General features: G+C 35.2%; 12 protein-coding genes. All 12 read left to right on the top strand.

All coding sequences use genetic code 11. The features are described from left to right. Positions 1–15: 15 nt before the first annotated feature. On the top strand, positions 16–615 hold the full coding sequence (yihA, locus tag DW006_RS10135; protein WP_022165078.1) for a ribosome biogenesis GTP-binding protein YihA/YsxC: 600 nt from the start codon (positions 16–18) through the stop codon (positions 613–615). A 3-nt stretch (positions 616–618) separates the two neighbouring features. Further along, positions 619–1,143, top strand: coding sequence for a DUF4364 family protein (locus DW006_RS10130; protein ID WP_022165079.1), 525 nt, complete (start codon positions 619–621; stop codon positions 1,141–1,143). 12 nt (positions 1,144–1,155) lie between these two features. Next, entirely contained in the window at positions 1,156–2,970 is a 1,815-nt protein-coding gene (gene lepA / locus DW006_RS10125; RefSeq protein ID WP_118000290.1) for a translation elongation factor 4, read from the top strand. Positions 2,971–3,142: 172 nt separating this feature from the next. Next, positions 3,143–4,414: a radical SAM family heme chaperone HemW gene (gene hemW, locus DW006_RS10120; RefSeq protein WP_243002614.1), complete on the top strand. Its 1,272-nt coding sequence runs from the start codon at positions 3,143–3,145 to the stop codon at positions 4,412–4,414. Positions 4,415–4,641: 227 nt separating this feature from the next. Then, a complete protein-coding gene (locus DW006_RS10115; protein WP_118000288.1) occupies positions 4,642–5,022 on the top strand; it encodes a hypothetical protein in 381 nt (126 codons plus the stop codon). Between the two features lie 230 nt (positions 5,023–5,252). Beyond that, complete coding sequence (locus DW006_RS10110; protein ID WP_118000286.1) at positions 5,253–5,789, top strand: TIGR00730 family Rossman fold protein; 537 nt, start codon at positions 5,253–5,255, stop codon at positions 5,787–5,789. A gap of 106 nt (positions 5,790–5,895) precedes the next feature. Beyond that, entirely contained in the window at positions 5,896–6,729 is an 834-nt protein-coding gene (locus DW006_RS10105; protein WP_118000283.1) for a DegV family protein, read from the top strand. A gap of 305 nt (positions 6,730–7,034) precedes the next feature. Further along, the gene (hrcA, locus tag DW006_RS10100; RefSeq protein ID WP_118000281.1) at positions 7,035–8,078 is read left to right on the top strand and encodes a heat-inducible transcriptional repressor HrcA; all 1,044 of its coding nucleotides are present in this window, start codon (positions 7,035–7,037) and stop codon (positions 8,076–8,078) included. 19 nt (positions 8,079–8,097) lie between these two features. Beyond that, positions 8,098–8,724 (top strand): nucleotide exchange factor GrpE, encoded by a 627-nt coding sequence (gene grpE, locus DW006_RS10095; RefSeq protein WP_118000341.1) that lies wholly within the window; start codon positions 8,098–8,100, stop codon positions 8,722–8,724. 42 nt (positions 8,725–8,766) lie between these two features. Then, positions 8,767–10,620 (top strand): molecular chaperone DnaK, encoded by a 1,854-nt coding sequence (dnaK, locus tag DW006_RS10090; RefSeq protein ID WP_118000279.1) that lies wholly within the window; start codon positions 8,767–8,769, stop codon positions 10,618–10,620. Positions 10,621–10,628: 8 nt separating this feature from the next. Further along, positions 10,629–11,795, top strand: a complete 1,167-nt coding sequence (gene dnaJ, locus DW006_RS10085; RefSeq protein ID WP_118000277.1) for a molecular chaperone DnaJ — start codon at positions 10,629–10,631, stop codon at positions 11,793–11,795. Between the two features lie 722 nt (positions 11,796–12,517). Then, positions 12,518–13,483, top strand: a complete 966-nt coding sequence (gene prmA, locus DW006_RS10080) for a 50S ribosomal protein L11 methyltransferase (protein WP_118000275.1) — start codon at positions 12,518–12,520, stop codon at positions 13,481–13,483. Positions 13,484–13,497: the final 14 nt, after the last annotated feature.

Below are 13,497 nucleotides of genomic sequence, written 5' to 3'. Positions count from 1 at the left end.
AAGATAGGAGAGAAGATGATAGTTAAAAATGTTGAATTGGAAACAGTTTGTGGAATAACAAGTAAATTACCGGAAAATACAATGCCGGAAATTGCTTTTGCAGGAAAGTCAAATGTAGGAAAATCATCATTAATAAATGGTTTGGTTAATAGAAAAGCATTGGCTAGAACATCTTCTCAGCCGGGAAAAACTCAGACAATTAATTTTTACAATGTAAATAAGGAAATGTATTTCGTAGACCTACCGGGGTATGGTTATGCCAGCGTGTCTAAGGAAATAAAAGCAAAGTGGGGCAGGATGATTGAAAATTATCTTCATACTTCACAAATGTTGCAGGCAGTGTTTTTGTTAATAGACATAAGACATGAGCCATCAAAGAATGACGTTAATATGTATGAGTGGATTTTGGCAAACGGCTATGAACCGATTATCATAGCAACTAAGTTAGATAAGATAAAAAGAAGTCAGGTTCAGAAGAACATCAAAATGATTCGTCAGGGATTAAATGTAATTCCGGGAACAAAGATTTTACCATTCTCAGCTCAGACAAAGCAGGGAAAAGAAGAAATTTTACAGGTTATAGAAGAATTAGCAAAAGGTACAGTAGAGGAGTAGAATATGGCAATAGAAACAGAAACTTTATACAAGTTAATGATTATGCATATGTTAAATAAAGTAGAATTTCCATTGACTAACTCACAGATTGCACAATTCTTTTTGGAAAATGAATATACAAATTATTTTGCTGTGCAGAAAGCAATTAATGAACTTATTGAGGATGGGTTTGTTTTTTCAAATGTAAACAGAAATACATCATATTACCATTTATCATCAGAGGGGAGAGAGAGTCTTAAATTCTTCGAGAACAAAATACCTAACCAGGTTATTGATGATATAGATATGTTTTTGGTTGACAACAGATACGAACTTAGAAACGAGGTAGGTACGGTGTCTGATTATTACAGGGCTTCTAATGGAGACTATGTGGTACATTGTCAGGTAAAAGAAGGTGACAGCACGTTAATTGAGCTGAATATTTCAACCCCTGATAAGCACATGGCATCTAAGATGTGTACTAATTGGGAAGCAATGAACAACAGTCAAAAAATATATCAGTTTGTAATTGATAATCTTACTAAGTAATTGGAGGAAAAAGTGGCACATATTGATCAGAGTAAAATTAGAAATTTTTGTATTATAGCTCATATAGACCATGGTAAATCAACTTTGGCAGACAGAATAATTGAAATGACAGGTCTTTTAACAAACAGGGAAATGCAGGCTCAGGTTCTTGATAATATGGAACTTGAAAGAGAAAGAGGCATTACAATTAAGTCTCAGGCAGTTCGTACTGTTTATAAGGCAAAAGATGGCGAGGAATATATTTTCAATTTAATTGATACACCGGGCCATGTGGATTTCAACTATGAGGTTTCAAGAAGTTTGGCAGCATGTGATGGTGCAGTGTTGGTAGTTGATGCGGCACAGGGCGTTGAGGCACAGACTTTGGCAAATGTTTATTTGGCATTAGACCATGACTTGGAAGTATTTCCGGTTATTAACAAGATAGATTTACCATCAGCAGATCCTGACAGGGTAAAAGCTGAAATCGAAGATGTTATTGGTCTTGAGGCGGAAGATGCACCTCTTATTTCTGCAAAAACAGGTTTAAACTGTGAGGATGTATTAGAGGCAATTGTAAAAAATATACCGGCACCAACCGGTGATGCAAATGCACCTTTACAGGCTTTAATATTTGATAGTCTATATGACTCATATAAAGGGGTTATTGTATTTTGCCGTGTTAAGGAAGGTACAGTAAAACCGGGAATGAATATAAAAATGATGGCAACAGGTGCAGTGGCAAATGTTGTAGAAGTTGGATATTTTGGTGCAGGTCAGTTTATTCCATGTGATGAATTACCGGCAGGAATGGTAGGCTACATAACAGCCAGCATTAAAAATGTGTCAGATACAAAAGTTGGTGATACAGTTACAAATGCGGATGCCCCATGCGATAATCCGCTTCCGGGATATAAAGAAGTTCAGCCAATGGTTTATTGTGGCTTGTATCCGGCTGATGGAGCAAAGTATCCGGATTTAAGAGATGCTTTAGAAAAATTACAGTTAAATGATGCAGCGTTAAAATTTGAACCTGAAACATCAATCGCTTTAGGTTTTGGTTTCAGATGCGGATTCCTAGGCTTGCTCCATTTGGAAATTATTCAGGAAAGACTAGAGAGAGAATATGGACTTGACCTTGTCACAACAGCACCGTCTGTTATTTATAAGGTATACAAAGAAAATGGTGAGGTGATTGAACTTACTAATCCAACTAATCTTCCAGATCCAAGTGAAATCGCTTATATGGAAGAACCTATTGTTAGTGCAGAGATAATGGTTACAACAGAATTTATCGGTGCCATTATGGAACTTTGCCAGCAACGAAGAGGAACATATATTAGCATGGAATATGTAGAAGGACAAAGAGCACTCCTTAAATACGATATTCCATTAAATGAAATTATTTATGATTTCTTTGATGCTTTAAAATCACGTTCAAGGGGATATGCATCTTTCGATTATGAGTTAAAGGGATACGAACAGGCTAAGTTAGTTAAACTTGATATTCTTATTAATAAAGATGAAGTAGATGCTTTATCATTTATAGTTCCTGAAGCGTCAGCATATGAACGTGGAAGAAAAATGTGTGAGAAGTTAAAGAAAGAAATTCCAAGACAGATGTTTGAAGTACCTATTCAGGCAGCGGTTGGTAGCAAAGTAATTGCAAGAGAAACTGTTAAGGCAATGAGAAAAGACGTATTGGCAAAATGTTATGGTGGTGACATTTCCCGTAAGAGAAAACTTCTTGAAAAACAGAAGGAAGGAAAGAAGAGAATGCGTCAGGTTGGAAACGTAGAAATTCCACAGAGTGCATTTATGGCAGTTTTAAAATTAGATGAAGAATAAAATATATAGAAATATGTATTTGTAATTATAAGAATTTTTACAGTGCCAAAGAATACTAGATGTTAGTTTTCTTTGGCATTGTCAGGTTATATTATAAAATTCAGCTTTTGGCTAATCAGGTAAAAATGTAGTATATTGTGTTTTTATTAGGTGAAAATGAAGATTGGCATATATGTTGGAAGTTGAATGGATATACAGGGAAGGAAAAGAAATGAACAGTAAGCAGTTGGAAATATATATTCATATTCCTTTTTGCGTGAGAAAGTGTGATTATTGTGATTTTTTATCAATGAGCATGGATGAAGGTACAAAAAGAGAATATGTAAATGCTTTGGTTAGAGAGATAGAATTAAGCAAAGAAAAAATGGAAGGCAGGGTTATTACAAGCGTTTTCATAGGTGGTGGAACTCCGTCAATTTTGCAGGAAAATTTTATTACAAAAATTATGGAGGCAGTAAAAAACAATTGCCACTTATCTGATGATGCAGAGATTACTATTGAGTGTAACCCTGGAACTGTAACAGAAGCAAAATTAAACAGTTACAAAGAGGCAGGCATTAACCGAATCAGCTTTGGACTTCAGTCTGCAAATGATCAGGAACTTAAAAGTATTGGTCGTATTCATGATTTTGCAAAATTCAAAGAAAGTTATGAGTTGGCAAGAAAAGTAGGCTTTGAAAATATAAATGTTGATGTAATGAGTGCTTTACCGGGACAGACAGTTGAAAGTTACAAGCATACATTGGAGAGTGTGTTGGCAATGGAACCGGAGCATATTTCAGCTTATAGCCTTATTGTTGAAGATGGAACTCCATTGCAGGAAAGAGTCCAGGAGGCGGAAAGCAAAAATATTAATATTTTACCGGACGAAGATGAAGAAAGAGAAATGTACTATTTAACTGAAAAAATGTTGGAAGAAAAGGGATACGTACATTATGAAATATCAAACTATGGCAAGCCGGGATTTCAATGCAGGCATAATATAGGTTATTGGAAAAGAGTTGATTATCTGGGCTTTGGTCTGGGGGCAGCCTCTTTATATAACGACAGTAGATACAGTAACACTGAAGATATTGACAAATACATTAGTTTGCTTTTAGATGGCAAAGATGCGGACAGCGATTTTTATGGCGACAGTTTTATTTATCAGGATGATATTTGGGATATAACAGAGGATGCTATTTCTGTAATAGAAGGAAAAATACAGCGGTTGACCGAAAAGGATAAAAAAGAAGAATTTATGTTTTTGGGACTAAGGATGATTGAGGGAATTTCAAAAGAAAAATTTCATCAGGCATTTGACAGAAAATACGATAGCGTATATGGAGAGGTAACAGAAAAATTAGTGCAGCAGGGACTTATAGAGGTAAATGGTGACAATGTACGTTTAACTAAAAGAGGCGTAGATTTAAGCAATTACGCAATGTCACAGTTTCTGTTGTAAGATTTATTTTAGTTTTGTGTAAGCTTATTATGTTTCGTGTAAGTTTACCAAGATTACATTGTGAACTTTGTGTGATAACTGTTTATAAATGTTGTTGGTAAAATTTGGTTATGATATACTTGTAAAGTCAAAAGAAATAGGGGGGGATATTGTAGATTAAGGAAAGAAAAAATAGAAATGAAACTATATGGTCAAGCAATATTATGAAAAGAAAGCGAGGTAAAGAGATGGAAAAATACAAGTATTTGGTAATTTTTATTGCATTAGTTACTTTTGGATTAGTAGGTTGTGGAAATACTAATACCAGTGATAAGGGAACAGAAGCAACAACAAGTAGACAGGAAGTTGAAAGCTACGCAAAAAATCAAACCAGTGTGTTATGTGATTATTATAAGGATGAATCAGGAGTATGGCATGCTGAAGGAAAACAATATACTTACAGACTTATATTAACAGGAAAAAGTAAGAATGCTGCTAAAAAGTCTAAATTTGTGGTTCTTTCAAACGACAAAAATATTACTTTCCAAGATGTAGCAGATAGCATGTTATCAAATAATTCAGAAGACCGATTTGATGAAAACAAGACGATAATAGTTGAAATGGAATAATTGATAAATCAAAGAATTTGTGATGATTAATGATGTAACTTTGAATAAGAAGACAGCTCTTTTTTTGGAGCTGTCTTCTTATATAATAGAAAAAAATTGGAACTCCTATTAAATAAAAATAATTTGTTATGGATGCACACTAGAACGAAAATAAAATTCTTTGATTCTTTTGGAATAGATAGTATAATATAAAACATATTATAAATTACAAACGGAAAAGAGGGATTATTATGGACAGAAAAACAATATGCATTTACGGATCATTCTCACCTTACGTTTCAGAAGAAAAGTTAAAACCATACTATGATATGGGAAAGAAGTTAGGAGAAAAGTACGACCTTATTTATGGAGGGGGTGCAGATAGTACACTTGGATATATGGCAAGAGGAATGCACGACGGAGGTGCTTACATAACAGGTGTATATCCAAAGGCATTTAAGGATATGAACGTGTTCAAAGGATGTGATAAGGAAATTGTTTGTGATTCAATGGCTGAGCGCAAAGGACATTTTGAATCGGAAGCTGACGTGTTCATTGTTTTACCAGGTGGCGTTGGAACAATGGATGAGTTATTTGAAGCAATTGTATTAATCGAAAAGTATATGATTGAAGGAAAAGTAATTATTTTTAACCACAATGGTTTTTATGATACATTACTTAAATTTATGGATGAAATGAAGGAACAGGGAATGTTCCACTGCGATTTATCAAGGGTGTATAGCGTGGCAAATACATTTGAAGATATTGAAAAGATGATTGTGAAATAATAAAAATTTGACTAAATTGCAAATGTGTAGTAAAGTACAAAATACAAGCTGTTCATAAAGTAAACTATTGTGAACAGCTTTTGTTGTGGTTAAAAGGAGATACAGAATGATAAAATTTTTAATTGACTCAGGTTCTGATTGTAATAAGGAACAGTTACAGGAAAAAGGGATAGAGTACATACCAATAGCAATTAGTATAGGAGATAAGAGTTTTAGAGACGGCGAAATTTCTAAGGATGAATTTTATAAATTAACACAGGAATCAGAGGAGTTCCCTAAAACAGCGCAGCCATCACCGCAGGATTTTATTGATATATTTGAAAAAATTAAGGCAGATGGAGACGAACTTATATGTATTTTACTTTCATCAGGTTTAAGTGGCTTGATTCAAAGTGCCACATTAGCTAAGAACATGGTTGAATATGATAAGATACATATAGTTGATTCGTTATCGGCTACTTTTGTTATCAAAGTTTTAGTTGATTATGGTATTCAGCTAAGAGACAGTGGGAAGACAGCAGAAGAAATAGTTGCTGCTATTAAAGAAATTCAGCCAAAGGTTAGAATGTATGCAGTGCTTGATACATTGGATAATTTGTATAAAGGTGGTCGCTTGTCAAAAATCGAAGCAGGAATTGGCACAATTGCAAAAATAAAACCTTTAATTTATTTTACAGAAGATGGAAAAGTAGGTATTAAGGCAAAGAGCATTGGAAAGAAAAAAGCTTTAAATGATATTATGAAGTTGATTTCAAACGACACAATTAATACAGACTTCCCGGTTTACAGCATGTATTCAATTGGAACTGTAAATAATGAAACTTTTACAGACAGATTGAAAGAAGCTAATATTGAAGTTTCAGACAGATTACAGATTGGACCAACAATTGGTACACACATCGGACCTGAAGCATACGGAATTGTTTATGTGGCAGAGTAATTCTTGGTTTATGGTCTTATATAAGAACAAAGAAAATAAGAAAATATAAAGCATTAACATAAAATCAATTAAAGTGTTTATGTTAAAGAGAATAAGAAAGTTGTTGTTAGGATAATATTCTATAGTTTAACGGACTTAAGAGTATTAAAATAATGACAACTTTTTTTAACATTTAATTTACAATTCTTTTTAAAATAAAGTGTTGACAAAGAATATTGATAGTGATAGATTAGACCATAGAAAAGATGTTAGCACTCAAACAACACGAGTGCTAATAATCTTAAAACCATAGAAAGGAGTAATCTATGGAACTGAATGAAAGAAAAGAAAAGATTCTGGATGCAGTAATTAGGAATTACTTAGAGACAGGGGAACCGGTTGGCTCAAGAACAATTTCTAAATACACAGATTTGAATCTTAGTTCAGCAACAATCAGAAATGAAATGTCTGATCTTGAGGAAATGGGTTATATAGTTCAGCCTCATACATCAGCAGGTAGAATTCCTACTGATAAAGGTTATCGATTTTACGTAGACCACATGCTCAAAGATAAGATGTCAGAATTAGATGAGCGTGAGAAGAAGGTTAGCGAGAAGGAAGACTTTTTAATTGAAAAAGTTGACAAGGTTGAGACACTTCTCCAGAATATGGCAAAGGTTTTAGCAAACAATACAAACTATGCCACAATGGTTTCTTCTCCAAAGTCTCAGGGAAACAAAATCAAATTCATACAGTTATCTGTACTTGAAGAAAAACAGTTGTTGTGCACAGTGGTTTCCGATAAGAACCATGTAGTGAATAAGATTGTTAATGTTGACAGAGTTGTAAGTCAGGAAATGATAGTGAGACTTAACGTGGCGCTCAATACAGCACTTGCAGGTTTGACTTTAGAGGAAATTAACTTAGGTGTTATTTCAGCATTGACTTCACAGGCAGGTGAATATGAGGATTTGGTTAATGAAGTGCTTAAAGCAATAACAGAAGCCATTTCCACTGAGGAGCAAATGAAGATTTACACATCAGGAGCAACAAATATTTTTAAATATCCTGAACTTAGTGATAAGGAAAGAGCAAGTCAGCTTCTTACCACACTGGAAGAAAAATCACAGTTAACAGAATTGATTAATGAAAGTGATGAGGAAACCGGAATTCAGGTTTACATCGGTGATGAGAGTCCGGTTCAGTCCATGAAGGATTGCAGTGTTGTAACTGCTACTTACGAATTAGAAGATGGTTTCAAAGGAACAATTGGTATCATTGGTCCAAAGAGAATGGATTATGAAAAGGTTGTTGAAACATTAAGAGTTGTAAAAGAACAGTTAAATGAAAACTTTAACGACAAAGAATAAATTTAGAAAGGAAAGTCCAATGGAAAAGGAAAATAAGGACTTGGAAGAAAACCAGGAAGTGGATGTGGAAGAAACATCTACAGTGGAAGAGAACCAAGAAGTTGAGAATTCAGAAGAGAAGGCTGAAGAATCTAATGAAACACAGGAAACGGAAGATGCTTCAGAAGAGAAAACTGAAAAGAAAAAGAAAAAAGGCTTTAAGCGAAAAGATAAGAGAGATGAGCAAATAGAAGAACTTAATGATAAATATCAAAGACTATTTGCAGAATTTCAAAATTTTAGAAGCAGAAGTGATAAAGAAAAAACAGCAATGTTTGAAACAGGCGCAAAATCAATTATTGAAAAGATTTTACCTGTAGTTGATAACTTCGAAAGAGGAGTTGCAGCACTTAGTGAAGAAGATTTAGAATCACCTGTAGGACAGGGAATGAATCTTATATATAAACAGTTACTTCAGACTCTTGAAGATATTGGAGTTGAAGCAATTGAGGCGAAGGGAAAGGAATTTGATCCTGAACTTCACAATGCTGTAATGCATGAAGACAATGACGAACTTGGTGAAAACGTTGTGTCAGAGGAATTACAGAAAGGGTATAAATACAGAGATGCAGTGGTAAGACACAGTATGGTAAAAGTAGCTAATTAGTTTTATTTGAAATAATCATATATTTATTAGGAGGAAAATAAAATGGGAAAGATTATTGGTATTGATTTAGGAACAACAAACTCATGTGTAGCTGTTATGGAAGGTGGAGAACCTACAGTTATCACAAATGCAGACGGAGCAAGAACAACTCCATCAGTAGTAGCATTTAAGAAAGATGGAGAAAGATTAGTTGGTGAGCAGGCTAAACGTCAGGCTGTTACAAACGCAGAAGGAACAATCTCATCAATTAAAAGACATATGGGAACAGATTACAAGGCAAATGTAGCAGGAAAAGAATATACACCACAGGCTATTTCAGCTATGATTCTTCAGAAGTTAAAAGCTGATGCAGAAGCTTATCTTGGTGAAAAAGTTACAGAAGCTGTTATTACAGTACCTGCTTACTTTAACGATGCTCAGAGACAGGCTACAAAAGATGCCGGTAAGATTGCAGGACTTGATGTTAAGAGAATTATCAACGAGCCAACAGCCGCAGCTTTAGCTTATGGTCTTGACAACGAAGGCGAACAGAAGATTATGGTATACGATTTAGGTGGTGGTACATTTGATGTATCTGTTATCGAAATCGGTGATGGCGTAATCGAAGTTTTAGCAACAAACGGTGATAACAAACTTGGTGGTGATGACTTTGATAAGAAAGTTATGGACTACATGGTAGCAGACTTTAAGTCAAAGACAGGAATTGACCTTTCAGGTGACAAGATGGCTATGGAAAGAATTAAAGCTGAAGCAGAAGATGCAAAGAAGAAACTTTCATCAGCTACTCAGGTTGAAATTAACATCCCATTCATTACAGCAAATGAACAGGGACCACAGCATTTAAATATGACACTTACAAAGGCTAAATTTGATGAATTAACAAGAGACTTAGTTGAAAGAACAGCAATCCCTGTACAGAATGCTTTAAAGGATGCAGGAATTTCAGCATCAGAACTTAGCAAAGTATTATTAGTTGGTGGTTCTACAAGAATCCCTGCTGTACAGGATAAGGTAAAACAGTTAACAGGTCATGAACCTTCCAAGAAGATGAATCCTGATGAATGTGTTGCACTTGGTGCTTCAATTCAGGGTGGTAAATTAGCAGGTGATGCAGGTGCCGGCGATATCCTTCTTCTTGATGTAACTCCACTTTCATTATCAATTGAAACAATGGGTGGTGTAGCTACAAGACTTATTGAAAGAAACACAACAATTCCTACAAAGAAGAGCCAGATTTTCTCAACAGCAGCAGATAACCAGACAGCCGTTGATATCAATGTTGTACAGGGTGAAAGACAGTTTGCCAGAGATAATAAATCACTTGGTCAGTTCAGACTTGATGGAATTCCACCAGCAAGAAGAGGTGTTCCACAGATTGAAGTTACATTCGATATTGATGCAAACGGTATCGTAAATGTATCAGCTAAGGACCTTGGAACAGGTAAGGAACAGCACATCACAATTACAGCAGGTTCAAATATGTCAGATGAAGATATTGATAAGGCTGTAAAAGAAGCTGCAGAATTTGAAGCAGCTGATAAGAAACGTAAGGAAGCAATTGATGCTAAGAACGAAGCTGATTCAATTATCACACAGACAGAAACAGCAATGAATGAAGCTGGTGATAAATTGGCAGATGCTGATAAGCAGGCTGTTCAGGCTGACATTGATGCATTAAAAGCAACAGTAGCAGCAATTGGTGAAAATGAACCAACAGAAGCTCAGGTTGAAGAATTAAAGGCTGGAAAAGAAAAATTAATGAATTCTGCACAGCAGTTATTCTCAAAGATGTATGAACAGGCACAGGCTGCAGGAGCACAGGGTGCAGGTCCTGACATGGGAGCAGGTTCAAAACCCGAAGATGATGTAGTAGATGGAGACTTTACAGAGGTTTAAAATAGATCATGGCAGATAAAAGAGATTATTATGAAGTGCTAGGCGTTGATAAGAACGCTGACGAAGCAACAATAAAGAAAGCATATAGAAAATTAGCCAAGAAATATCATCCCGATGCAAATCCGGGTGATGAGGAAGCTGCCACAAAATTTAAAGAGGCATCTGAAGCATACGCAGTGCTTAGTGATGCAGACAAGAGAAGACAGTATGACCAGTTTGGTCATGCTGCCTTTGATGGTGGTGCAGGTGGCTCCGGCGGATTTGATTTTAACAATTTTGACTTCGGTGATATTTTTGGCGGAAGTGGATTTGGAGACATTTTTGGCGACCTATTCGGTGGCGGTGGACGTAGAGGCCCTAGCAATGGACCAAGACGTGGAGCCGACGTTAGAACAGGACTCCGTATTACTTTTGAAGAGGCTGTATTTGGCTGTAAGAAAGAAGTTACAACTAACTTTAAGGAAGAATGTAGCACTTGTAAAGGTAGTGGAGCAAAGCCAGGCACATCTCCTGAAACATGTAGCAAATGTGGTGGTAAAGGACAGTATGTATCACGTCAGCAGACTATGTTTGGCATGATGCAAAGCACACAGGTTTGCCCGGACTGTAATGGTACAGGTAAAGTCATTAAAGAAAAATGTCCGGACTGTCATGGAGTAGGCTACAAGTCTACAAGAAAGAAAATCACAATTGATATCCCTGCAGGTATAGACGATATGCAGAGAATCAGAAAAACAGGAGAAGGCGAGCCTGGAATAAATGGTGGCCCAAGAGGTGATTTACTTGTAGATATCAGAGTAATTCCAAGTAATGAATTTGAACGTAATGGAATGGATTTATATACAACAACATCTATATCTTTTGCACAGGCTGCTTTAGGTGGCGACATTCGTGTTAAGACAGTAGATGGCGATGTTAAGTTCAACATTAAGCCTGGAACACAAACAGGTACCCGCATTAGATTAAGAGGAAAAGGTGTATGCAATGTACACAATCAGAATGCAAGAGGTGATCAGTATTCAACACTAGTTGTTAAGGTTCCAACAAAACTTAACAATGAACAAAAAGACTTAATCAAGAAACTTGACGAGATTTCAGGAAATTCATTAAAGGAATTTGATGATAACAAATCAGAACACGAGAAAACAAAAAAGAAGAAAAAGAAATTTTTCTAGTTTAGGAAATATGGATGGAAAAGAGCTGTCGCTTTAACAATTTAGAGTTGTTAAGGCACGGCTCTTTTGGTTATATCTTATTTGTGTGGCTCTATTCATTCTTTTGTCTTTTGGCTTAATTTGCTATTGCTCGGGGGATACAGTTATGGCAGGTATTATGGTGTTTCCACCCCTAAGGAGTCATAACAATCTAAAGGGGTGGAAAAAACTGAAAATATAGAAAAATATGAGAAGAAAAAATCGAAGAAATGTCTGAAAATCCACCCCTAAGAAGTCATAACAATCTAAAGGGGTGGAAAAAACTGAAAATATAGAAAAATATGAGAAGAAAAAATCGAAGAAATGTCAGAAAATCCACCCCTAAGAAGTTATAACAATCTAAAGGGGTGGAAAAAACTGAAAATATAGAAAAATATGAGAAGAGAAAATTGAAGAAATGTCAGGAAATCCACCCCTAAGGAGTCATAACAATCTAAAGGGGTGGAAAAAACTGAAAATATAGAAAAATATGAGAAGAAAAAATCGAAGAAATGTCAGAAAATCCACCCCTAAGAAGTTATAACAATCTAAAAGGGTGGAAAGATTGAAAATATCTAAAAATGATAAGAAAACAAATGACAAGAAAATTGATAAATTTGCTTAAATTCTCTATGTGTGTTATGATATTTTAGTTTTATAGTAATAATTTATAAATATGAATTGAAAAGAAGATTGGAGTTTCTATGAAGTGGAATAAATATAGATTGAAAACTACAACACAGGCAAGTGATTTCGTGTGTAGTATTTTAATTGATCTTGGAATAACAGGTATGGAAGTTGAAGATAATATACAACTAACAGAGGAAGAGAAAAAAGCACAATTTATAGATTATTTAGCAGATTTGCCGGAAGATGATGGAACAGCTTATGTAAGTTTTTACACAGAGGAAGATTCACAGGATGCGGACAATGAAAAGTTACTTGATACTTTGAGAGAAAAGTTAAAAGAAGCAAAGTCATTTCTAGATGTAGGTGAAGGCACCATCGAGAAAACTATGACAGAAGATGTAGACTGGGTAAACAATTGGAAGAAATATTTCAAGTCATTTACAGTAGATAATTTCTTCATTAAGCCAACTTGGGAAGAACTTGATGAAAGTCACAAGAACATGGAAATGATAGAAATTGATCCGGGAACTGCATTTGGCACAGGAAAACATGACACAACTCAGCTTTGTATTAAGCAGCTTATAAAATATGTAAAGCCGGGAGATAAAGTTTTGGATTTAGGTTGCGGAAGCGGCATACTTTCAATTGTTGCAAAAAAACTAGGAGCAGCAGAAGTTACAATGACTGACATTGACCCGGCGGCAATTGAAGCTGTAGGAGAAAATTTTGCAGTAAATAAGATGTTAATGGACGATGTGGAAGTGCTTGCTGGAAATATATTGGAAGATACAAAAATGCAGAAAAAATTTGAAACAGAGAAATATGACATTGTTGTAGCAAACATTTTGGCTGACGTAATTATTCCAATAGCAGGAATAGTTGACAGATTTTTAAAACCAAACGGCATATTTATTTCATCAGGAATTATTTATATGAAAGAAGACGATGTAAAAGAAGCCGTAAAAAAGAATGAAAAATTACAATTAACAGATGTGGTAAAGCAGGGCGATTGGCGCGCAGTTATGGCAAAATTACAGTAAAATATTTAGGAGAA

The sequence above is a fragment of the Eubacterium sp. AF36-5BH genome (assembly GCF_003460505.1).
Classification (GTDB): Bacteria; Bacillota; Clostridia; order Lachnospirales; family Lachnospiraceae; genus Eubacterium_G.
This window is presented reverse-complemented; position numbering and strand designations above follow the sequence as displayed.